This is a genomic window from Roseateles sp. P4_D2 (assembly GCF_056401875.1).
The window spans coordinates 95,141-118,967 of sequence record NZ_JBFUIM010000007.1; the positions used below are offsets into that span (position 1 = coordinate 95,141).

Consider the following 23,827-nt stretch of genomic DNA (forward strand, 5'->3'; position numbering starts at 1 on the left):
ACATTACAGAAGTCGTACGAAACGCAAGGTTGGCGCTGCCGGGCGGCCCGCAAGATGCGGCGCATGTTGGCGTTGGCGGTGTTGCCCTGGAGTTGCGCGGCCATGGCGGCCGGGCCTGCTTCGACCTCGTCTGCGCCCGAAGGCAGCGGTGAGCTCAACGTGCTGCACTGGTGGACATCCACCAGCGAACGCGCCGCAGCCAACCACGTCGCCGCACGCATGGCCGAGAACGGCCTGAAGTGGGTGGACGGTGCCGTGGCCGGCGGCGGCGGCGGTCCGGCCATCAAGGTGCTGAACGAACGCATCCTGCGCCGCATGGCGCCCAAGGTGGCGCAGCTCAACGGCGCGTCCATGAACGAATGGGCCGACATGGGCCTGCTGCTCGAACTCGACGGTGTCGCCGCGAAGCGCAACTGGTCCAAGGTCATGTTCCCGCAGGTCATGGCCCAGGTGACGGTGCGCGGGCACATCGTCGCGGCACCGTTGGGCATCCAGCGCATCAACAACCTCTATCTGAACAAAGCGCTGCTGAAGCGCCATGGCATCGAGCCGCCCAATGACTGGGACGGCCTGGAGCGCGCCGCCGTCAAGCTGCGCGCCGTCGGCGTCACGCCGGTCGCCTTCAGCGACGAGCCCTGGCAGGTGGCCACCATCTTCGAGGCCATGCTGCTCAGCGAGGCCGGCCCGGCGCTGTACCGCCGCATGCTGGAGCAACGCGACCTCAGCGCTTTCGACGACCCGGCGCTGGAGCGCGCCCTCAAGCGCCTGCGCAACTGGCGCAACCTCGCGCTGCCGGCCAGTGGTGTGGCGCCCGGCGAGCGACCCTGGACCGACGTCGTTGCCGACTTCGCCAATGAGCGCGCGGCCATGATGATCATGGGCGACTGGGCTCGCGGCGAGTTGGGCGCCATGGGGCTGGAAGGTGAGCGCGACTTCAGCTGCAAGGCCGTGCCCGGCACCGCCCAGGCCCATCTCTACAGCATCGACACCCTGGCCATGCTGGCCGGCAATGGCGGCAGCCAGGCCGACCAGGAGAAGATGGCCGAGCTGCTCGGCAGCGCCACGCTGCAGCTCGGCTACAACCGCATCAAAGGCTCCATCCCCGTGCGCCGCGACGTGCCGGTGGACGAGCTGGACCCCTGCGCGCAAGCCTCCTTCCATCTCTTCGCCAACCCCAACACGCCGCGCGTGCCCAGCCTCGTGCACCGCATGGCCTTTGGCGAGGTCGGCAAGAACGCCATCATCGAAACCGTCCATCGCTTTGCGCTGGACCCGAGCCAGACGCCCGCCGCCGCACAGCGCAAGCTGCAGGGCCTGCTGCGCGCACTCGCTCCCAAGAAAGCTGTCCCATGACCCCGCGCAAGATCCTGATCGTCGACGACGATCAAAAAATCCGCAGCCTGTTGAAAACCTATCTCGAGAAAAACCAGTACGAGGTGCTGCTGGCCCACGATGGCGCCAGCTTCATGGCCGAGTTCGAACGCCACCGCGACGAAATCAGCCTGTGCATCCTGGACGTGATGCTGCCCGACACCGAGGGCTTCACGCTGTGCCAGTCGGTGCGCCGCCGCTCCGAGGTGCCCGTCATCATGCTGACCGCCAGCGCCGACGAAACCGACCGTATCGTCGGCCTGGAGCTGGGCGCCGACGACTACCTCGGCAAGCCCTTCAACCCGCGCGAGCTGCTGGCGCGCATCAAGGCCATCACGCGCCGCACCGGCCAGGAGAAGGCCAAGGAGCCGCGCTACTACGCCTTCAACGGCTTCACGCTGGACCTGCTGGAGCGCAGCCTCATCGACCCCGACGGCACGGCCACCGCGCTGTCGGGCATGGACTTCCAGCTGCTCAAGCTGCTGGTGGAACACCCGGGCGAGGTGCTGGACCGCAGCCGCCTGGCCGAGGTCACGCGCGGCCGCGACCTGGGGCCGCTGGACCGGTCGCTGGACGTGCAGGTCAGCCGCCTGCGCCAGCGCCTGCAGGACGATGGCAAGCAGCCGGCGCTGATCAAGACCGTGCGCGGCTCGGGCTACGTTTTCTCAACGACGGTGACACCGCGGCATGCCCTCGGAGGTTGAGGACGCCGGCCCACTCGTACCAGCGCGAAGCTGGTGGCATCGCGCCAGCAGCTTTCTCTTCGACAGCCTGCAGGGCCGCTTCGTGCTCGCCATGCTGGGCGGCCTGGCTCTTGTGCAGTTGGTCGTCAACCTGCTCTGGTACAGCCAGATCGAGCAGCGGGTGCGGCGCCAGACCGAGCTGGCCGCGCATCACGTCGCCAGCGGTGCAATAGGTGCCGTACGTGCGCTGCGTGAGCTGCCGGCGGCCTATCGCCCCCTGCTCATCGAACAGTTGCGCACGATGGGCGGCACACGCTTCCTCGTCTTCTTCAACGGCGCCGCGGTCAGTGTTGAGCCCCTTCCCAGCCAGCCGATGGCGCACATGTTGGAGCAACAGGTCACACAGGAACTGACCGCCCAGTTGCCCAAGGGCACGCCGCTGCGCGTGGCGCTGGCCTCGCCCATCGGCCTGGCCGTGTCGCCCAGCGGCGCGCTGCTGAGCGACTTGCCGGAGAGCTGGGTCGAGCCCTCGTTGATTGCCGCCGAGCGGCCCGCGCCCTTTCTCGTCATCCAGGCCGAGACCGAGCCGGGCGTGTGGCTCTACCTGAGCAGCACCCTGCCCGATCCCTACTTCCTGGAGCAACTGGAGTTCTTCACCTGGCAACGCTTGACGCCGCAACTGCTGGCCCTGGGCCTGGCCGTGCTGCTGACGCTGATCGCCGTGCGCGCCATCACGCGGCCGCTGGCGGGCCTGAGCCAGGCGGCCGCGCGCGTGGGCCGGCGCGTGGCGCCCAAGCCATTGCGTGTCAGCGGCACGCAGGAGGTGCGCCAGGCCATCGAGGCCTTCAACGACATGCAGGAGCGCATCCGCCGCTACATCGGCGACCGCGAGCGGCTGTTCGCGTCCATCTCGCACGACCTGCGCACGCCGATCACGCGGCTGCGCCTGCGCAGCGAGTTGCTGGACGACACCGCCGTGCAGGACGAGTTCCATGAGGACCTCGACGAGCTGGACATGATGGTGAAAACGGCGCTGCAGATCGTCAAGGACACCGACATCCACGAGAACCGCGCGCCGCTGCGCATCGACCTCGTGCTGCAGAAGATGGTGCGCGACGCGCGCATGGGAGGGCACAAGATCGAGCTGCAGAACGAGGCGCTGACGGTATTCGGCAAGCCGCTGGCGCTCAAGCGAGCCATCGGCAATTTGCTGGACAACGCGATGTTCTACGGCGAGAGCCAGCAGCAGCCGGTGGAGGTCAGCGTGTGCAGCGACGAGGACGGCCTCGTGCTCGTGACCGTGCGCGACCATGGCCCCGGTGTGCCGGAGAGCGCGCTGGCGCGGCTGGGCCAGCCCTACACGCGGCTGGAGCATGGCGCCGCGATGCGCAAGGAGGGCTTGGGCTTGGGCCTGTCCATCGTGCGCGAGATCGTGGCGGACCACGGCGGCACGGTCGGGTTTCGTAATCACCCGGCCGGCGGATTTGAAGTCCGGGTTGCCCTACCCGCAGGCTGAGCAATGGCGCCTCCCAAACACATCGCCATCGTCGGCGGCGGCACGGCCGGCTGGATGACGGCCAACCTGCTGCGGCACCGCTGGGCGCGGCTCGGCGTTGACGTCACGCTGATCGAGTCGGCCGACATTGGCACCATCGGCGTCGGCGAGGGTTCGACGCCCTTTTTGCGCCACTTCTTCCGCACGCTGGGCATTGAAGAACGCGACTGGATGCCGGCCTGTGACGCGACCTTCAAGAGCAGCATCCGCTTCCCCGGCTGGAGCACCGTTGCGGGCTACGAGAGCTACGTTCATCCTTTCTTCAGTGAAGCGGACCGTGAGCTGGGCAATCTCTTCTTCACCAACGCCTGTCTGCGTCGGCGTGGCCAGGCGGCCGATGCCAACCCGCGGGACTTCTTTCTCGCCGCAGAGTTGGCCCGGCAGCGAAGAGCGCCGCTCGGCACGGATTACGCCTATCACTTCGACGCTGGCAAGCTCGGCGCCTTCCTGCGCACGCACGCGGTGGGCCTCGGTGTGCGCCACATCGTCGACACGGTGGCGCGCGTGGAACTGCGCGAGAACGGCGACATCGCGGCTGTGCACCTGAAGAGCGGCGCGCGCGTCGATGCGGACCTCTTTGTTGATTGCAGCGGCTTCAAAGGCCTGCTGATCACCGAGACGCTCGGCGAGCCGTTCCACCCCTACCGCGACAACCTCCTCAACGACCGCGCCATCGCCATCCCGACACCGCTGGTCGACGGCGAGGACATCCCCTGCGAGACCGTCTCGACCGCGCTGCGCCACGGCTGGGCCTGGCAGATCCCGCTGACGACGCGCTATGGCAATGGCTATGTCTACAGCTCTGACTTCGTCAGCGATGACGAGGCCGAGCGCGAGTTGCGCGAGGTCCTCGGCGCCGCGGCCGAAGGCGCCACCGCGCGACGCCTGCGCATGCGCGTGGGCTGCGTGAAGCAGCACTGGCGCCAGAACTGCGTCGCCATAGGCCTGGCCCAGGGCTTCATCGAACCGCTGGAAGCGACGGCGCTGATGCTGATCCAGCTCAGCGTGGAGCAGTTCATCGCAGCCATGGAAGGTGGCGAATTCGAGCGCCGACAACAGGACGCGTTCAACCGCCGCGTCAGCGAGATGTTCGAGGGCGTGCGCGACTACGTCGTCGCCCACTACCAGCTCAACACGCGTCGCGACACCGACTACTGGCGCGCCAACCGCGCCAACAAGAACATCTCCGACCGGCTCGCCAGCCTGCTCGACGTCTGGGGCCGCGGCGGCGACTTCGAGGCCGAGCTGGAGCGCCACGGCGCGAAGCTGATGTATCTGCGCCCGTCCTGGTACTGCCTGTTCGCCGGCATGGGCCGCTTCCCAGCTGAGCTGCGCGCGGCGCCTCAGGCCATCACGGCCGCGGTCGCAAGACAAAGCCTGGCCAACATGGCTCGGGCGTTCCGCTCACACCATCGCTGCTTGATGGGCGAATGAGCCATCCTGCACCAACTTGCCGTGTCAGTCGCGTCGAGGTCACCTCCACTCGCCAACTCCGGTGTTGACCGACGCCCGCTCCAGGCTGGTTGCAGTCTTTCGCCGCGGCGCCCAGGTTGGCCGCTCAGCTCCCGAGCTTCCTTTCAAACGACCGACCGGGACGCTCTGAAGCGGGTGGTCACGGCACCCTGAGCCGCCGCCTCATGAAGAACTTTCCGGAGTTCGTCTCGCTGAACATGAGAATTTACGAGGTGGACTTCGCTCGAGCATTTCGGTGCACCCTTCCCAAGGACGTCGGTACGCTCTGCGGCAAGAACGTTGCGTTTGTCGTCAGCTCAGACCTTCGTCCACGTGCAGCGCGCCGGCTCGGGCTCGCCGTCCAGACTCGTCAAGACGATTGCTGCCGCGCCCGCAAGCACCGGAGGTCGATGGTCGGACTGACTGTGGCGATACCTGGTTCCAGCTAGACGCGATGCTAGAGTGCGCCGCCCCGTCTCTCCCGCCCGCCGGACAGTGTCCGCTTCGATACCCAGGCCTTCCACGCCGCCGAAGAGCCATCGTCACAAGTTGCCCACGCTCGCTGACGTCGCGCGAGAAGCGGGGGTTTCTGAAGCGGCGGCGTCCTCCGCGCTCAGCGGTGCGAACGGTTCGACGCGCGTATCGATCGAGACGCGTGAGCGGGTCCTTGCGGTGGCGGCGCGCTTGAGCTACCGGCCGAACGCGACCGCGCGTGCGCTGACGTTTCAACGCACCAATGCCATCGGCTTCGTCGCCAACCTCGGCAATGACGAACCCAACCTCTACTTCCTGGAGGTGTTCAACGGCGTCGTGCGCGGTGCGACGGAAGTCCACCAGACCACATCCATCTTTCCACTCGGCGGCTGGGAAGAAGCGCCCAAGCGCATCCCGGCCTTGTGCGACGGCCGCGTCGACGGACTCGTCGTGCTGGCACCCTACCTGGAAGATGACAGCACGACCTGGCTCCCACCGCATACGCCCATGGTCACGATCCATGCCGGCAGGCTGTTGCGGGCGCAGGTGAACGTCGAGGCGGACGATGAAACGGGCGGCTATGCCATCGCGCGCCACATGCTCGGGCTTGGATATCGCCGCATCCTCTGCGTGGGGGGACCGGTGCGCGCCAAGGGCGCGGACCGCCGTGTCGAGGGCTTCCTGCGCGCCCATGCCGAAGCCGGGGTCGAAGTTGCTTCCGACCATGTGATCCGCACGTGGTTCACCGGCGAAGGGGGCAGGCAGGCCATGCAGGAATGGCTGCAACGCCACCGCGGCCAGCCGTTGCCCGAGGCCGTCTGCTGTGGCAGCGACGACATCGCCTTCGGCTGCATCGAGGCATTGGAGGGCGTCGGGCTGAGCGTTCCTCGGGACATCTCGATTGCAGGCTTCGATGACACCTTGCTGGCCCGCTCACTGCACATGACGACGGTGCGCCAGCCCCTGCTTGAGATGGGGCGCCGCGCGGTCGAGGTCCTGATGCAGTTGATCGAGGCGCAGCGCCTTGGGGAAGCCTACGCCGGCCCGAGCGACATCGTTCTGCCCATCGAAATCGTTCACGGCCGAAGCTTGCCAGGTCCTCGAAGCACGCCGCTGATCATCCCTTGACACGGGGAAGCCGCTAGGTTTTTCCCTAGTTAGTTCGGCCACCGAACGAACTAAGATTGCTTGCGCGGCACGACCGCAACTATTTTGGCCAATTGATTAACCGCCCCATCAAATTGATTAACCGGTGAATTAACGCGCGTGGTTGGAGGAGTCATATGCCGCGGGGCGAATCCATTCATTTCTCCCGCGGACCTCGCTGCTGACGATGACCCTGCTTTGCCCGTGGGGTCGATCGATGAGTCCGCAAACCACCATGTGCACAGCCGCCACAACCGAATTGAAGGTTCTCACTTAGCCATGCGCCTCGCCAGACTGCTTCAACACACCGCTCTTTGCTGCGCAGCCATCACGTGTGCCGCCGCTCCGGCCGCCGGACTGGCACCAGGCGCCAACCCCGTGCTGCGCGACCGCTTCACCGCCGACCCCGCACCGCTGGTGGTGGGCGACACGGCCTACCTCTACGTGGGTCGCGACGAGGCCAAGGGCAACGACTTCTTCCTGATGAAGGAGTGGCTGGCCTACTCGTCCAAGGACCTGCGCCAGTGGACCGCACACGGCACCATCATGAAGCCCACCGATTTCAAGTGGGCGGTGAGCGATGCCTGGGCCGCGCAGGTGGTGCAGCGCAATGGCCGCTTCTACTTTTACGCCACCGTGCAGCACAACGACACGCAGCCGGGCAAGGCCATCGGCGTGGCGGTGGCCGACAACCCGCTGGGCCCGTTCAAGGATGCACGCGGCACGGCGTTGATCACGGATGCGTCCACGCCCAGCCCCTACGGCTGGAGTGACATCGACCCCACCGTCTTCATCGACGACGACGGCACCGCCTGGCTGGCCTGGGGCAACCCGGTGCTCTACCTGGCCAAGCTCAAGGCCAACATGACCGAGCTGGACGGCCCCATCGAGAAGATCTCGGTGCCCAACTACACCGAGGGGCCGTGGCTGTCCAAGCGCAAGGGCACGTACTACCTGACCTACGCATCCATGGCGCAGCAGGGTCTCTTTGAGCATCTGTCTTATGCCACCGCGCCGAGCCCACGCGGCCCTTGGACCTACCAGGGCCTGCTGACCGGCGCCGTGCCCAACAGCTTCACCATCCATGCCGGCGTCATCGACGACTTCAAGGGCCAGTCCTATCTCGTTTATCACAATGCCGGGCTGACCCTGAACGGCGAGACCGGCGCCACCTCCCGCCGCTCGGTCGCGATGGAGTACCTCTACTACGACGCCGACGGCCGCATGTGGCCGATCACGCAGACGGAAGCCGGCATCAGCAAGCCGCCCCAGCCGCCCAAGGGCAAGGTGCCGGCGCTGGCGGACCCGGGCCGCTCCGACCCGCGCGTGGCCGTCCAGCAGTTCGCCCAGGGCTATCCCGAAACCTGGCCTGGCAGCCCGGCGCTGGCCTCCGTCACCCGGCCTTTCGAGCAGACACCCGAGCCCATCGGCTTCAACCGCGACGGCGGCGCCAGCCGCCTGGTGCAGACCTTCGTGCCGCGCGCCGACATCGCACTGGGCCGGCTCAGCCTGTACGCCGGCGACGGCCACGGCACGGATGCCACGCGCAGCTTGCGCCTGTCGTTGCGCGACGTGGAGGCCGGCACCGAACTGCTCGGTGCGGGCGAGGGCCTGGCCATTGCCTACCGGCCGCAAGGGGCCGGGCTGCTGAGCTTCGACTTCAGCGCCCATCCGCCTGTCGTGCTGAAGTCCGGTCGTCGCTACGCGCTGACGCTGCAGGGCCAGAAGGACGCGGTGACGATCAACCTCCGCGCCAGCCGCAGCGATGTCTATGCCGACGGCGAGGCGACCCTTGATGACCGGCCGCTGAAGGACAAGGAAAGCGGCCGCCCTGCGGACTTCGCGTTCGCGCTGTATGCGCGGTAGGCGCGCTGAAACGGCCTCAGGCCGGGCGGCAAGTCGCCTTGACCGACGCGACTCCAAATGACTGATCCGGACAAAACATGGACAAACACGCTGACGACCTGAGCCGCCCTTGCGCCGCCTCTCCCACCCGCCTCATGAACCGCCCGGTTCTTTGGCTCGTGATGGCCCTCGTGCTCTGCGTCGCGTCTCAGGCCGTTCCGGCGGCACAGGCAGCTCCTGCTCACAACCCGCTGATCTGGGCCGACGTTCCGGACATCGCCATCATCCGAGTAGGCAAGACCTACTACATGAGCAGCACGACGATGCACATGAGCCCGGGCCTGCCGATCATGAAGTCGACGGACTTGGTCAACTGGCGCATGGCTTCCTACGCCTATGAAACGCTGGCAGACAACGAAGCCCTCCGCCTCGACAACGGCAAGGACGCCTACGCGGCCGGCTCGTGGGCCCCCAGCCTGCGTTACCACGACGGCGTGTTCTATGCCTCGACGTTCTCCTACACCAGCGGACGCACCCATATCTTCAGCACGCGCGATCCAGAGCGCGGCCCGTGGAAGGAGATGAGCTTCGAGCCCGTGCTGCATGACCACAGCCTGTTCTTCGACGATGACGGTCGCGTCTACATGGTTTACGGAGGCGGGCGCATCACGCTCGTCGAGCTGAAATCCGATCTCTCCGGCATCAAGCCCGGCGGCGTGAACAAGGTTCTCATCGAGAACGTCAACACCGTCTTCGGCACCGACCTGGGCGGGCTCAATGGCGAGGGTTCGCATCTTTCCAAGATCAACGGCCGCTACTACCTCTTCAACATCGCCTCGCCCGCAAGCCGCTGGGCGCCCACCGTCATCGTCCACCGCGCCGACAGCATCGACGGGCCCTACGAGGGTCGCATCGTGCTCGATGACCGTGGTATCGCCCAGGGCGGCCTCATCGACACGCCCGACGGCAAGTGGTACGCCTATCTCTTCAAGGGCAACGGCGCCGTCGGTCGCATTCCCTACCTCGTGCCCGTGACCTGGAAGGACGGCTGGCCCGTGCTAGGCGAAAACGGCAAGGTGCCCATGACGCTCGACATCCCGGCCGGCGCACAGGGCGTCTCCGGCGCCTCCGGCATCGTCGCCTCCGACGAATTCAACCGCCAGCCCGGCGACCCTGCCCTGCCCCTGGCCTGGCAATGGAATCACAACCCGAGGCCCAACGACTGGTCGCTCACCAAGCGCCCGGGCCATCTGAGCCTCGTCACCAGCCGGGTCGTTGCCACGTTGCCGGAGGCCACGAACACCCTCACCCAGCGCACCTTTGGCCCTGCCAGTTCCGCCACGACAAGCATCGATGTGAGCGGCATGAAAGACGGCGATGTGGCCGGCCTCACGGTCTTCCAGAAACAGTACGGTTTTGTCGGCGTCAAGATGACCGGTGGCGTCAGATCGCTCGTCATGGTGAGCGCTGATTCCGACAAGCCCGAGGAGATCGCCTCCATTCCCCTCGCTGGCAAAACCGTTCACCTCAAGGTCGAAAGCGAATTTGAGCCCGCGCCCGAGGTCGCTCGCTTCTCCTACAGCCTCGACGGCAAATCCTGGACTGCCATCGGACGTCCCTCGCGCCTGACCTATTCCTACCCAAAGCACTTCATGGGTTATCGCTACGGGCTCTTCTTTTATTCGACCAAGACCGCCGGCGGCCGTGTGGACTTTGACTACTACCGCATCGGACCCACCGGCGACTCCCGCTGATCTTCGCCGTGCGCCTCACCCACAACACATTCCAACAGCCGCAGGCCGTCGTGCCGGCACCGTTCTCCGCGAAGCCCGGCCCGCAAGGCCCCTGGTGCTGGAGCTGCCACCCCAATCCCTCGGAGTTGTCGGGATGTAAGCCCATGTACTGAGCTGCGTCCTTCCATAACGCTCGAGTCCGGAGGAGACAACCGGCCGAGCACTTTCAACCTTGAAAGGTAGAACATGAGAACCTTGATACCAGCACTGCTGCTTGCATTCGGAGCAAGCGCAGGCAGCCTCGCGCAGGCGCAAAGCTGCGGCAGTGGCGGCGGCGCCACCGTCTGCCTCACAGCCAGCGGAACGGCCAACAACAACCAGCTCAGTTGGACCGTCAGCGGCACCGTCACGTCACTGGAGGTCTACCGCGACATCGACGCCGACCCCGCCGGCCGCACCCGCATCGCCGTGCCGGGCAGCAGCGCCCGGAGCTACGCCGACGGCTCGGCCAACACCGGCACGCCGTACTGGTACTGGGTCAAGTTCACGACCAACGCCGGCAGCTACAACTCCGGCTCGGCCAGCGCCACACGCGGCACCAGCTGCGCGCCGACAGCCATCACGCCCTACATCAGCGCCAACGGCTCCTGGACGCAGACGTCCTCAGCCACGGTCACCGCTGGCAACTCGGCCATCCTCGGCCCGCAGCCGACGACCGGCGGCTCGTGGGGGTGGAGCGGCTGCGGTACGTCGGGCTCGGCACGCCAGCAGACCATCACGCCCACTGCCAGCTGCACGGCCACCGCCACCTACACCAACACCTGCGGCGCCAAGACCACCCAGGCGTTCGCGATCGCCGTGCCCAGCGCGCAGACCCAAGTCTTTCCGAATCCCGGTATCAACCTGGGAAACACCCTCGAAGCATTCTGGCCAGGAGCGGCGGCGCCCACCAAGGCACTGATCGACTCCATCAGGGATAGGGGGTTCAAGACCCTGCGCATACCCGTTGCGTGGGATTTTCATTCCACCAACGGAACGATCGATCCCGCGTTCATGGCCCAGGTCAAGCAGACGGTCGACTGGGCCCTCGCCGACGGCCTGTACGTCATCATCAACGACCACTATGACCTTGGCTGGTTCGAACGCAACGGCTTCAATTCCTACGACCCTGCGATCAATGCCAAGTTGATCAACATGTGGACCCAGGTTGCGAATACTTTCAAATGGTATGACAGCGACAAATTGGCCTTCGCTGTCGCCAACGAACCTGACGCGCCAACCCAGGCCAAGACCGATGTGCTCTACAAATACCAGCAGAATTGGATTACCGCGATGCGCGCCAACGGCGGCGGCAATGCCGTTCGCTGGCTGATCGTCCAAGGGCCGAACACCAATATCGATAACACGATTAACTATGGAAAGAATCTACCTTCGGATCCGGCGAATAAGCGGATGGTCGAAGTGCACTTTTATGATCCCTTCGACTTCACCTTGATGGAAACAGATGAGTCGTGGGGGACTTGGAGTGCCTTCTGGGGAAGTTATAACGTGAGCAATCAGTTTACGAATCGCAATGTCAAGGGGGGATATAACGAAAGCTCCATTGATGCTCAGCTCGCCAAGATGAAGTATTTCACGGACCGGGGTATCCCCGTGCTGATCGGCGAATATCGCGCGGGGGTAAAGCCGGCGAGCCTCGGCCTGACCGGCTCATACAAAGACCAGAACTACCGGGCAGCCACGCACTGGAACAAGTACGTGCAGAACAAGATCGCCAGCCTTGGGTTCAGTGGCACGGGCTGGGTAACCCAACACGACATTTTCCACGAGACGACCGGTGAAGTCCTGGACTGGAACCTGCTTGGCTCCATGCTTGGCACTTCCGATATTGCTCCGATTCCGGGTCTGTAATTCCCTGGGAGTTTGTCCGAAGGTCCGCCGCATGGCGGACCTTCTTTTGAATTCCTTGGCCGATTCCGGACGTATCTACGACAGCGGGAACGGCCGCGGTTTCCTCTACAGCAACTGAGCCAATGGTTCGGCGGCCTGGCGTCCAGCTTCTGGCGCCGGGCCTGCCGCCCTCTCTTCCCAAGTCCTCCGAAATCCTCCAATGAACACATCCCTGTCCCTGCCCCGAAGCGTTATCAGCCTCGCGGCGACGCTCCTTTCACTTGGCCTGTGCACCGCGACCCCTGCGGCCACTCCCGCCGCTCGCGTGGTGACGCTGGACCGCGCTGCTGCGACCCAGCCCATGGACCGCTTCTTCGATCTCTCGGTCGGCGCGGACTATCCGGGCACCACCGGTCGCCCCGAAAACCTCGCCCAGCTCAAGACGGCTGCGGACGAGCTGGGCTTTCGCTATGTGCGCTTCCACGACATCTTTCACGACGTCTACGGCACGGTGAAGAAGGACGGCGACAAGCTGGCGTTCGACTGGACCGGCATCGACAAGCTGTACGACGGCATGCTGGCCAGTGGCGTCAAGCCCTTCATCGAGCTGGGCTTCACACCCGCCGTGATGAAGACCTCCGACCTGAAGATCTTCTACTGGAAGGGCAACACCTCGCACCCGCAGCCAGGGCCGTGGACCGAGCTGATCGACGCGTTCGCGCGCCACCTCATCCAGCGCTATGGCATCGAAGAGGTGCGCAAGTGGCCGTTCGAAGTGTGGAACGAGCCCAACCTCGACGGCTTCTGGGAAAAGGCCGACCAGAAGGCCTATTTCGAGCTGTACGCCAACACCGCGCGCACGCTCAAGAAGGTGGACGCCCAACTGAAGGTGGGCGGCCCCGCGACGGCCGGCGCTTTCTGGGTGCCCGAGTTGCTGGCTTATGCCAAGCAGGAAGGCGTGCCGGTCGACTTCGTCACCACCCATACCTACGGCGTCACGGAAGGCTACCTCGACGAGTTCGGCAAGTCGGACCGCATCCTGGACCCTAACCCCGACGCCATCGTCGGCGACGTGCGCCGCAATCGCAAAGAGATCGAAGCCTCGCCGTTCCCCGGCATTCCGCTGTACCTCACCGAGTGGAGCACCAGCTACAACCCGTACGACAAGGTGCACGACAGCTACATCAGCGCGCCGTGGATCCTGACCAAGCTGCGCGCCACGCGAGGCTATGCGCAGGCGATGAGCTACTGGACCTACAGCGACCTGTTCGAGGAGCCGGGCCCGCCGCCCCGCGCCTTCCATGGCGGCTTCGGCTTGATGACACGCGATGGCCTGCGCAAGACGACTTGGTTCGCCTACAAGTACCTCAATGCGCTACGCGGCAATGAGATCCCGAGCGCCGACGACAAGGTACTGGCCGCAGTCGACGGCGACAAGACGGCCGTCGTGGCATGGGACTGGCAGCATCCTGATCAAAAGAGCACCGCTAACGGCGTGTTCTTCGCCAAGCCGGTGCCCAACGGCCCGGCGCCAGCGCTCAAGCTCGCGCTGCGAAACCTGAAGCCGGGCGCCTATCGGCTCGAGCTGCGTCGCGCCGGCTACAAGGCCAACGACGCCTACACCGCTTACCTTGAGATGGGTTCGCCCATCAACCTCGATGCGGCGCAGCTTGCCAAGCTGCAGTCACTGACCCGCGACCTTCCCGAAATAAAGCGCACCGTCAACATCGGCAAGGACGGCCTGCTGAACTTCACCGTGCCCATGCGCAGCAACGACATCACCTTGCTGACGCTGGACCCGGTCAAGCGCTGAAACGCAGTGCTGCTTGCATCACGATACGCCCCTAACTGCCGTCTTTCCAGCCACTCTCCCAGGCGTATCGGCGCAAAAGACCCAGACGCTGGCAACCGGACCAGTGCAGCTCGGCTGTGCTGGTCTCCGCATACCAACCGCCCGCGAGTGACGGCTCCTGGCCGAGACCTAACCTCCGTGGCCATCATCTCGACCGGCAGCAACCGCTGCAAAGGCGACCGGCGGCTTCAAGCTCGAAGCGGCCGAGGCTTCAATAGAACCAGCGCAGCGGTGCGAGCACGGTCTGAGGGAACAGGACCATCACGAACATCACCGCGAACTGGGCGGCCATGAAGGGCAGGACCCCGCGCGTGACCTCGTCCATCTTCATGCGGCCAACGCCGGCCACCACGTTGAGGACGGTGCCGACCGGCGGCGTGATCAGGCCGATGGAGTTGTTGACGATGAAGAGCACGCCGAAGTAGACCGGGTCGATGCCGGCCGCCTTGATCAACGGCATCAGCACCGGCGTCAGGATCAGGATGGTGGGCGTCATGTCCATGGCCGTGCCCACGAGCATCACGAGCACCATGATGGCGGTCAGGAGCAGCGTCTGGTTGTCCAGCAGCGGACGAAGCAGGTCCACCATCTGCACCGGCAAATTGGCCACCGTGACCAGCCATGCAGACACCATGGCCGAAGCCACCAGGAACATGACCACCGCCGTGGTGCGCGCGGCCGTGATGAAGATGCGCATCAGCGCCTGCAGCTTCAGCTCGCGGTACAGCACGGTGCTGACGAACAGCGCGTAGACCGCGGCCACGACCGCTGCTTCAGTAGGCGTGAACACGCCCATCCGCAGCCCCACCAGGATGAAGACCGGCAGCATGAGCGCCCACACCGACTCGCGTGCCGCGGCCCAGACTTCGGTGCGCGTCTTGCGTTGAGGCAAGGCCAGCGCCTCCTTGCGGCCGACCCACCACCAGGTCAGCGCCAGGCCGATGCCGATCATGATGCCGGGGACGATGCCGGCGATGAACAGCTTGCTGATCGACACATTGGCGGCGACGCCGAAGATGACGAAGCCGATGCTCGGCGGAATGATGGGGCCGATGACACCGGCCGCTGCGATCAGCCCGCCGGACACTTCGCGCTTGTGCCCGGCCTTGATCATCATCGGTAGCAGCAGCGCCGTCAGCGCGGCGGCATCCGCCACCGCGGAACCCGACAGTGCCGACAGCAGGCAGGCCGCGAGGATCACAACGTAGCCCAACCCACCCTTGACGTGGCCCACGAGCGCCAGCGCGAAGTTGACGATGCGCTGCGACAGCCCGCCGACGTTCATGATCTCGCCGGCCAGCATGAAGAACGGCACCGCCAGCAGCGGGAAACTGTCCGCACCGTTGATGAAGTTCTGCGCCAGGATCTGCGCGTCGAACAGGTCCAGATGCCACATCAACGCGACGCCGCTCGCCAGCAAGGCATAGGCGATGGGTATGCCCAGTGCCATGGCGCCGAGCAGGCTGCCGAGGAAGATGAGGACCGTCATTGACGTGGGCGACCGGGTGTGTCGCCGGCGCCGTGGGCAGGTGGCTGATCACGCTGCGCTTCGCTGCGCGCCAACTCGGCCTGCAGGGCTTCGAGCTCGGCCTGCTCTTCCGACTCTGTGACCATCACGAGGTCGCTCTCCTCGAGGTTGCCGGTCAGTAGCCGTGCGAGCTGCAACAGCAGCAGGACGCCGGCGCAAACAGAGAAGACCACGCCCGGCGCATAGAAGATGGCCATGGATGCGCCGGTCACCGGCGCTGCCACGTCCAGGTTGATGCGCGCCTGCTGCCAACTGCCCTGAAGGAACAGCCAGGTCAGGTACAGCATGAGCAGGTGGCCCAACACCATGCAGGCCTTCTTGCCCACCACAGGCAGGCGCGACACGAGCATGTCGGTGCCCAGGTGTGCACCGTCCTTCATCGCCACCACGGCGCCCATGAAGCACAGCCAGACGAACAGCCAGCGCGAGACTTCTTCGCTGACGGCGATGCCGGAGTTGAAGGCATAGCGCAGCACGACATTGCCGAACACCAGCACCACCATCACGGCGAGTGCAGCGCCGACAGCCAAGTCAATGGCGCGGCACAGCCGCTGGATGGCGGCGTCGATCAAGGCGCCTTCCCCGCGAGACGCCCGGCTGTCACAGCCGCGCCCCCTGCAGCAGGCCGCGTTCAGCCAGGTTGCCGATGAGGGCGCGCAGGCCGAAGCGCCAGGGCGGCGCCGCTTCGCAATGCGTCACGCGGTTTTGCAGGCTGCCCAGCCAGTGGCTGTGGATGGTGACCACGTCGCCCAGCTTGTGGGTGAAGCCGCTGCCAGGCTCATCACGGTCTTCGGTGGGCGCGAACAGCGTGCCCAGGAACAGCATGAAGCCGTCGGGGTATTGGTGGCTCGCCATCGTCTGGGCCACCAGGTCGACCGGGTCGCGGCTGATCTTGGCCATGGTGTTGATGCCGCGCAGCGTGTAGCCGTCGTCCCCGCTCACGTGCAGGTGCACGGTCTCGCGGCGCACCTCGCTCAGGCCGAACGGGCCGTCGAACAGGCGGATGAAGGGGCCGATGGCACAGGAGGCGTTGTTGTCCTTGGCCTTGCCGAGCAGCAGCGCGCTGCGACCTTCGATGTCGCGCAGGTTCACGTCGTTGCCCAGCGCAGCGCCGACGATGACGCCCCGGCTGTTGACAGCCAGCACGACCTCGGGCTCCGGGTTGTTCCAGGCGGAATCAGCGCGGATGCCGATGTCCTGGCCATGCCCCACAGCCGCGAGCACCGGCGCCTTGGTGAAGACCTCGGCATCCGGCCCGATGCCGACCTCCAGGTACTGCGACCACAGGTTCTTCTGCTGCAGCAGCGTCTTCAGCGCCTGCGCCTGGGGCGACCCGGGGCGGATGTCGGCCAGGCTGTCGCCGATCAGCGCCAGGACCTGGCTGCGCAGCGCCTGGGCACGACTGGCGTCGCCGCGAGCCTGCTCCTCGATCACACGCTCGATCAAGCTCGAGGCAAAGGTGACGCCAGCGGCCTTGACCACTTGCAGGTCGCATGGCGCCAGCAACCACGGCAAGGCGGCGTCGCGGCCTTCGGCCTTGCTGTTGTCCAGCAGCGCATCGACGGTGCACAGCAACTCGCCGGCCACCGAACGCACGGCCGACGCCGGGTCGTCGGTCTCGAGCAACGTGCTCATGGTGGCGAAGTGCCGGCTGACGTCGAACACGCCATCCGGGCGCAGCGCCACCACGGCCGGGCCACCGGGCGTGCCAGCGCGCCAGACGCGGCCCACCAGCGTGCCGGCCAGGCCGTCTTGCGGCAGCAGGGGGTGCACGCCCTCGGCGCGCGCAGGCAGGGCGGTCGTTGTCGCGGTCATTAGGCTTCTCGGATGTTGTGGAAGGTGGGACGCGGAGCGCGTGGCGATGTCGGCAGGCCGTCGCGAACAAGGGTGGACGCCAGGCGGGCGGCTGCGACGCCAGGCGAAACAAACTACTTGGCGGCTGCCGTGCCGCTGCGCACCTTGGCCAGTTCGGCATTCAACTCCGCCGTCGTGTCCTCGCCGAACTCCTTGCTGAACTTGGCCAGCACCGGCTGCAGCTTGCTGCGCATCTTGGCCTGCTCGGCGGCCGGCAAGTCGGTGATCTGCATGCCGGCCTTCTTGAGCTCGGCCAGGGCCGTCTCGGAGAAGGCGCGGATGGTCTTGCGCTCGTACAGCGTGGCTTCGCGTGCGGCGTCCTGCACGATCTTTCGTTCGTCCGCCGAGAGGCCGTCCCAGGTCTTCTTGGACATCAGCAGCACCCAGGCGCTGTACATGTGTCTCGACAGCACCATGTGCTTCTGCACTTCGTAGAACTTGCTGGCAAGGATGGTGGCGGCGGGGTTCTCCTGGCCATCCACCGCCGACTGCTCCATCGCCGTGTACAGCTCGGTGAAGGGCATCGGCGTGGCGTTCGCACCCAGTGCGTTGAAGGTGTCCAGGAACAGTGGACTCTGGATGACGCGAAGCTTCAGGCCGCTCAGGTCGTCCGCGCGCTGCACGGGGCGGCGCGAGTTGGTGACGTGGCGGAAGCCGTTTTCCCAGAAGCCCAGGCCAATCAGGCCTTTCTCGGGCAGCGTGGCCAGCAGCTTCTGGCCAAAGGGGCCGTCCAGCACCGCATCGGCTTCCTGCTCGTTGTTGAAGGTCAAAGGCAGGTTGATCACGCCGAAGGGCTTGACGAGGGACACGAGCGTCGAGCTGTCGGGGACCGTCATCTCAAGGGTGCCGCCCCGCAGCGCCGACGTCATGCTGATGTCGTTGCCCAGCGCGCCGCTGGCGAAGACCCGCGCCACCAGCTTGCCGCCGCTCTTGGCTGCCAGCTGTTCGGCAAAGAACTTCAGCGCCTTCGCCTGAGGATGGTCGTCGCTGAGGCCGATGCCGACCTTGAACACGTGCTCCTTGATTTGCGCCGAAGCGGGGCCGGCGAGCCCAGCGAGGGCGGCGAGCAGGGCCGCAGCCAGGCCTAGTGATCTGATTTGCATGATGTCTCCAGGATCGTGAAGTGCGGAGCGCGCGACCTTGCTCCGACCTGCCGGCCCCTCTGGGGGCGGTTCTTGGTGGAGCTGGAGGCTAGGTGAGCGCTCTGGCCCAGTCCACTGAATTTTTTAGCTAGCATCCATTCCAAATGCTGATGAGTCCCGACAAGCCTCCTGGCAAACCCTTGGCCGTGGCACAACTGGCCCGGTTGCGTTTCAGGCATCTGCACTTCCTGGACATCCTGGGACGCACGCGCAATCTGCGGCTGACTGCCGAGCAGATGCACATCACCCAGCCGGCGGCGACCAAGGTGCTCATGGACATCGAGGAGATGCTGGAGTCGCGCCTGTTCGATCGCCTGCCGCGTGGCATGCGGCCGAATGAGCTGGGCCTGTTCACCTTGCGCTATGCCCACGCGGCGTTGGACAGCCACCGCAAGTTCGTCGACGAGTTCAGCACCCTGAAGCAGGGCGGGCACGGCCATTTGACGATCGGCGCCATCTCGGGCTCGGCGGCGCACCTGTTGATTGCGGCGGTGGCCGAGCTGCAGCGCCTGCGTCCGTTGCTGGTGTTGAAGATCCTGGAACAGAGCAGCGACCAGCTGATCATCTGGCTGGCCGAACGCAAGATCGACGTGATGATCGGCCGTTTCACCGACAAATCGCAAAGCGACCAGTTCCAGTACGAGAGGCTCGCCGGCGAAGGATTGCAGATCACTGCCGGCGTTCACCATCCGCTGCGCGGCGTTCAGGCACCCGGGCTGTTGGAACTCTCACGCTGGCCGTGGATCCTCTATCCAACGTCCACGGCGCTGCGCAAGGTGTCGGACGACATCTTCAGCAGCACGGGCCTGTCGCTCACCTCGGGCATTGTCGAGACACCGTCGTTCCTGTTTGCGATCGAGCTGATGCAGAGCACCCATATGCTGTCGCTGCAGCCTGCTGCGCTGGTGGACAAGTACGTGCGGCGTGGTCTGCTGACGCGAATTGCCGCCGACCTCCCCGATCGCATGCCCGACTTCGGCCTGATCACATTGCGAGACGAGCCCCCCAGCACCGCGGTTCAAGCGTTCACGGACGTCATCCGCAACTTGGCCGAGCAGGCGATCGCGACAGCGTAGGTCCGCTGCCCTGCCCTCGCACCCCGACGAGGGCTGCATCAGCAGCCGCGGCGAGCCCCGGACGACAGCCTCACCACTTCCTGAGCCGGCTGCCGAACAGCGCGTAGAACAGGATGAGCCCGTACCAGGGCAGCATGACCCAGTAGCCCCGCTGCGGCGTCCACACATCGGCGAAGTGGCCGTAGAGCATGGGGATCAACGCACCACCCGCTATGCCCATGATGAGCAGGGCCGAACCGGCCGCCGTGTACTTGCCCAGGCCTTCGAGCGCCAGCGGCCAGATGGACGGCCAGACCAGCGCGTTGGACAGGCCCAGCATGGCGAGGAAGAACACGGTGTTCGGGACCGACGGCACGCCGGCCCAACCCAGCAGGGCCTGCGAGATGCCCGACTCCGTCGGCGACGACGTGGCCACGCCGAGCACGAAGGCGATGCCGCTGACGGCCGAGAAGATCAGGGCCAGGCGCTGCGACATCCAGCGCGGGATCAGCGCCACGCCGAGCAGATAGCCCAGCACCATGAAGCCCATGGTGTAGGACGTCAACACGCCGTAGTGGGCCACGCCAAGTTCACGGCCGTACAGGCCGATGGTGTCGCCGGCGATGACTTCCACACCGACATAGCCGAACAAGGCCATCGCACCGAGCACCACCTGCGGATGCTGGAAGACGCCCCAGCGCTTCACGGCACCGGCGGGCGCATCAGCCGCTTCCAGCTCGGGCTCGCGCAGCGACGAGAAGTGGATGAGCGCCATGAAGATGACCAGCCCCACGGCCATCACCGCATAGGGAAAGACCAGGCGCTGCGACAGCTCGTTGCGCAGCGCTTCGCGCCCCGCCGCATCGACTGCCGCAAGCGCCGATTCGGAGAAGCGCTCCATGCCGGACAGGATCAGCGCCGAGAACACCAGCGGCACGACGATGCCGGCGCCCTTGTTGAACAGGCCCATGATCGAGATGCGCATGGCCGCGCTCTCACGAGAGCCGATGCAGACGATGTAGGGGTTGATGGCCGTCTGCATCAGCGTCATGCCGCTGGCGAGCGTGAACAGGGCCAGCAGAAAGATGGCGTATTGCCCCGACTTGGCCGCCGGGATGAAGGCCAGCGCACCGATGGCCATGACGCCGAGAGCAGCCGTCATGCCGCGCTTGTAGCCGATGCGCGCCAGGATGGCGGCGCTCGGCAGTGCCATGACCGTGTAGGCGATGTAGAAGGCAAACGCCACCCACAGCGCCTGGAAGTTGTTCAGCTCGCAGACGATCTTGAGGAAGGGAATCAGCGAGCCGTTCAACCAGGTGACGAAGCCGAGGATGAAGAACATCAGCCCGATGAAGATCATCGGCAGCAGCACGCCCTGGCCTGCCGTGGGTGTGAGGGTTTTGGTGTGCATTTGAGAAGGCGTCAGGCAAGGGCTGGCAGCGGTGTGTGTACACCGCCGCCACGAACCACAACAGAGGTCGAACCTTAGAACTTGGCTCGGATACCGAGGCTGTAGCGGGCACCGTTCTCGTAGACACCGACAGGGATACCGTCGACGGTGTTGGACTTGATGACCTCGTTGTTGAGATTCACCGCACTCGCATACAACGCGATCTTGGGCGTCACGTCCCAGCTGGCCGACGCATCCCACTGGCCGTAGCCGCTGTTGACGACCTGGCCGCCCATCTCCACGTTGCCATAGCTCTTGGAGCGGTAGTTGTACGAGACGCGCAGCGTGATGGGCCCCTGCTCGTAGTAGCCGCTGAAGTTGAACTGGTCACGCGAATTTCCCAGCACCTTCAGGCGCGGCTGGCCGGCCACGGCGCCGGCCTTGGCGTCGGTGAAGGTGTAGTTCACGACGGTGCCGAAACCTGTGTTGCCGAAGGGCTGCTGCCACTGCAGTTCGAAGCCCTTGATGTCGGCGCCGTTGTCGGCGTTGTAGGGGCGCTCGATGGTCAAGGTCTCGCTGCCCACCTGCTCGGACTTGGAAGCCTTGTAGGTGAAGGTGTCGAGCTTCTTGATGAAGAAGGTGCCCGAGATCAGCGCCGCATCGGCGTAGTACCACTCGGCGCCGATCTCGGCCTGGTTGGCGTGCACCGGCTTGAGCAGCGGGTTGCCGGCATAGCCCTTGGACAGCACGGTGCCGTCGCGACGCATGCCTGGGCTGAGCAGGTCGAAGGTCTGGCGGGCCATGGCGCGCGAGACCGAGCCGCGCAGGATCAGCTGCTTGCTGAGGTCGTAGACGACGTTCAGGCTGGGCAGCGCATCGGTGTAGTTGTTGCCGACGCTGGTGGGCGAGAAGCCGCCGCTGGCGTTGCCGAGGTAGCCGTCCGAGGTCTGCTGCGTGCGCACGAAGCGCAGGCCGAAATCACCGCGCAACTGCCCCATCGCATAGTCGGCCTTGGCGTAGACGGCGCTGATGCGCTCCTTGATCTGGTAGTTCTCGTTGAGCACGTCCTTGTACGTCATGGCCTTGTCGAACATCGGGATGCCCTTGCTCGCAACCAGCGCGTCGTCATACCAGGCGTACTGCGTCAGCGCGTCGGACGTGGCCGCCTGCTGGCTCAGCAGCGGCGAGGGACCGGTGGACAGGTCAGACAGGCTGAAGGACTGCCAGCCGGTGGAGCCCGGCCCGGCCGTGCCCTGGATACGGGTGTTCTTCAACGTGTTGTCGCGCAGCTTGAGTCCCAGCTTCACGGCCTTGATGACGCCACTGTCGAGATCGAAGGTCACGTCGCCCTGGGCGTAGTTCTCCTTGGCCTCCATGCGGCGAATGCGGTCATCGCCCGCCTTCAGTGTCAGCGCCTTGGGGTCCAGCGGGTTGATGTCGAGGTACTTCACGCCGTAGTGATCCGGCCCGAGCGAGATCGTCGTGCGCGTGTCGCCCTCCATCCAGAAGTGGCGGTCATGCGAGCTGCCGCCCGAACTGTTGGTGGTGCCGACCTGGCCGTGCAGCTGCCAGTTGCTGCCTTGGTAAGTACCGTCCAGGTCCGCCACGCGGGACTTGATGTAGCTCTCGCGGTAGATGGGCTCGAAGGACACGCCGGTCTTGGGGCCGACCGTGCCGCCAACCAGCGCCTTGCTGCCATCGGCCACGGTGATGAACTTCGGGTCGACAGCGCTGATGACGCCGCCCACCGCCAGGCCACCGGCTTGCCAGAGGTAGTTCTGGTTGTTGTTGTTCATCTTCATGTCCGAATCCATCAGATTCAGCACGAGATCGGTCGCCGGGTTGGGCTGGAACTGCAGCGAGAGGTTGGTCGTCGTGCGTTCGCGCTCCTGGCGGAAGATGGCCGAGCCGCCGCCCCAGGAGGCATAGGCGTTGGTGACCGCGCCGTTCTGGTCTTTCACGTCGTACTTGCCGTCGGAGAACTGCTCCAGGCCGTCGCGGCGCATGTGGCGCTTCTGGCTGCTGATGGCCAGCAACACGCCGAAGGTCTTGTCGTCGCTCTTCCAGTTCAACAGGCCCGACACCTGCGGGTCGGTCTTGCCGGGCAGCTTGCTGTACATGGCCTCGGCGGAGGCCTGCAGCGTGAGCTGGTCCTTGAAGGCCAGCGGCTTGCGGGTCTTGACGATGACGAGGCCGCCGATGCTGCCTTCATCCAGGTCGGCCGACGGGCTCTTGAACACATCCAGGCTACCGACGATCTCCGACGGCAGCACGTCGTAGTTGAAGCTGCGCGTCTGCGGCTCGTTCAGCCACCACTCCGACGACGCGACAGCCTGGCCGTTGAGCTGCGTCATGTTGAGGTTCTTGTCCGTGCCGCGCACGAAGATGGCCTTGCCCTCGCCCCAGATGCGGTCCACCGAGATGCCGGGCACGCGCTGCAGCGAGTCGGCCACGTTCTTGTCGGGGAACTTGCCGACGTCCTCGGCGCTGATGGAGTCGACGATGTTCTGCGACTCGCGCTTCTCGGCGAGGTTCTTCTTCAGCGTGGCCCGCACGCCGCGGATCTCGACGGTGTCGAGCTGCTGGGCGGCGTCCTGGGCCATGGCGCCAAGCGCTGTCGCGCCGAGTGCCAGGCCGATGAGTCGGGGCAAGAGAAGGGGCTTGAAGTGAGGCTTGGCCACGTAGGTGCTCCTGGGCAACGAGTTTTGTTGGACAACAAGGGGCCTCGCCCATGGCGGATGTGCCATCGGGTGGGGCTCAACTCAGAAGGCCAGGGCTGCGTTGTCTCTTGTCGTCAGACCCTGGCCAGTGCCCGCAATCTAGCGGCGGCGCTCACACCTGGAGCAAGGCGTTGCGC

At 65.5% G+C, this 23,827-nt stretch carries 16 protein-coding genes; 10 read left to right on the plus strand and 6 right to left on the minus strand.

Annotated features, from left to right (window positions below):
• Positions 1-63: 63 nt before the first annotated feature.
• The 9 genes from AC1DW0_RS14205 to AC1DW0_RS14245 all read left to right on the plus strand — a co-directional run bounded on the left by AC1DW0_RS14205 (position 64) and on the right by AC1DW0_RS14245 (position 13,962).
• Complete coding sequence (locus AC1DW0_RS14205; RefSeq protein WP_477946504.1) at positions 64-1,353, plus strand: ABC transporter substrate-binding protein; 1,290 nt, start codon at positions 64-66, stop codon at positions 1,351-1,353.
• On the plus strand, positions 1,350-2,075 hold the full coding sequence (locus tag AC1DW0_RS14210) for a response regulator (protein WP_056203803.1): 726 nt from the start codon (positions 1,350-1,352) through the stop codon (positions 2,073-2,075). The genes AC1DW0_RS14205 and AC1DW0_RS14210 overlap by 4 nt, the downstream gene beginning before the upstream one ends.
• Complete coding sequence (locus AC1DW0_RS14215; protein ID WP_477946506.1) at positions 2,059-3,570, plus strand: ATP-binding protein; 1,512 nt, start codon at positions 2,059-2,061, stop codon at positions 3,568-3,570. The genes AC1DW0_RS14210 and AC1DW0_RS14215 overlap by 17 nt, the downstream gene beginning before the upstream one ends.
• A 3-nt stretch (positions 3,571-3,573) precedes the next feature.
• On the plus strand, positions 3,574-5,043 hold the full coding sequence (locus tag AC1DW0_RS14220) for a tryptophan halogenase family protein (RefSeq protein WP_477946508.1): 1,470 nt from the start codon (positions 3,574-3,576) through the stop codon (positions 5,041-5,043).
• A 567-nt stretch (positions 5,044-5,610) separates the two neighbouring features.
• Positions 5,611-6,663, plus strand: coding sequence for a LacI family DNA-binding transcriptional regulator (locus AC1DW0_RS14225; protein ID WP_477946510.1), 1,053 nt, complete (start codon positions 5,611-5,613; stop codon positions 6,661-6,663).
• Between the two features lie 297 nt (positions 6,664-6,960).
• Positions 6,961-8,547 carry a glycoside hydrolase family 43 protein gene (locus tag AC1DW0_RS14230; protein WP_477946512.1) on the plus strand — a complete coding sequence of 529 codons (1,587 nt, stop codon included), beginning with the start codon at positions 6,961-6,963 and terminating at the stop codon, positions 8,545-8,547.
• A 77-nt stretch (positions 8,548-8,624) separates the two neighbouring features.
• Positions 8,625-10,280 (plus strand): glycoside hydrolase family 43 protein, encoded by a 1,656-nt coding sequence (locus tag AC1DW0_RS14235; RefSeq protein WP_477946514.1) that lies wholly within the window; start codon positions 8,625-8,627, stop codon positions 10,278-10,280.
• Between the two features lie 225 nt (positions 10,281-10,505).
• Positions 10,506-12,170 (plus strand): glycoside hydrolase family 5 protein, encoded by a 1,665-nt coding sequence (locus AC1DW0_RS14240; RefSeq protein WP_477946516.1) that lies wholly within the window; start codon positions 10,506-10,508, stop codon positions 12,168-12,170.
• Positions 12,171-12,369: 199 nt separating this feature from the next.
• Complete coding sequence (locus tag AC1DW0_RS14245) at positions 12,370-13,962, plus strand: GH39 family glycosyl hydrolase (protein WP_477946518.1); 1,593 nt, start codon at positions 12,370-12,372, stop codon at positions 13,960-13,962.
• A gap of 250 nt (positions 13,963-14,212) precedes the next feature.
• Here AC1DW0_RS14245 and AC1DW0_RS14250 read toward each other — a convergent pair whose 3' ends face one another.
• The 4 genes from AC1DW0_RS14250 to AC1DW0_RS14265 form a co-directional block, all read right to left on the minus strand.
• Positions 14,213-15,490, minus strand: a complete 1,278-nt coding sequence (locus AC1DW0_RS14250) for a TRAP transporter large permease subunit (protein WP_477946520.1) — start codon at positions 15,488-15,490, stop codon at positions 14,213-14,215.
• Positions 15,487-16,098, minus strand: coding sequence for a TRAP transporter small permease (locus AC1DW0_RS14255; RefSeq protein ID WP_477946730.1), 612 nt, complete (start codon positions 16,096-16,098; stop codon positions 15,487-15,489). Before AC1DW0_RS14255 ends, AC1DW0_RS14250 begins: the two co-directional genes overlap by 4 nt.
• Positions 16,099-16,129: 31 nt before the next feature.
• Complete coding sequence (locus tag AC1DW0_RS14260; protein WP_477946522.1) at positions 16,130-17,344, minus strand: fumarylacetoacetate hydrolase family protein; 1,215 nt, start codon at positions 17,342-17,344, stop codon at positions 16,130-16,132.
• Positions 17,345-17,457: 113 nt separating this feature from the next.
• A complete protein-coding gene (locus AC1DW0_RS14265; RefSeq protein WP_457353676.1) occupies positions 17,458-18,486 on the minus strand; it encodes a TRAP transporter substrate-binding protein in 1,029 nt (342 codons plus the stop codon).
• 149 nt (positions 18,487-18,635) lie between these two features.
• On the opposite strand from AC1DW0_RS14265, the gene AC1DW0_RS14270 reads away from it, so the two are divergent.
• Positions 18,636-19,601, plus strand: a complete 966-nt coding sequence (locus AC1DW0_RS14270; protein ID WP_457445598.1) for a LysR substrate-binding domain-containing protein — start codon at positions 18,636-18,638, stop codon at positions 19,599-19,601.
• 70 nt (positions 19,602-19,671) lie between these two features.
• On the opposite strand, the gene AC1DW0_RS14275 is transcribed toward AC1DW0_RS14270, so the two are convergent.
• Together AC1DW0_RS14275 and AC1DW0_RS14280 are read right to left on the minus strand one after the other, a co-directional pair.
• Complete coding sequence (locus AC1DW0_RS14275; protein ID WP_477946525.1) at positions 19,672-20,991, minus strand: sugar MFS transporter; 1,320 nt, start codon at positions 20,989-20,991, stop codon at positions 19,672-19,674.
• A 74-nt stretch (positions 20,992-21,065) separates the two neighbouring features.
• Positions 21,066-23,621 (minus strand): TonB-dependent receptor, encoded by a 2,556-nt coding sequence (locus AC1DW0_RS14280; RefSeq protein ID WP_477946527.1) that lies wholly within the window; start codon positions 23,619-23,621, stop codon positions 21,066-21,068.
• Positions 23,622-23,827: the final 206 nt, after the last annotated feature.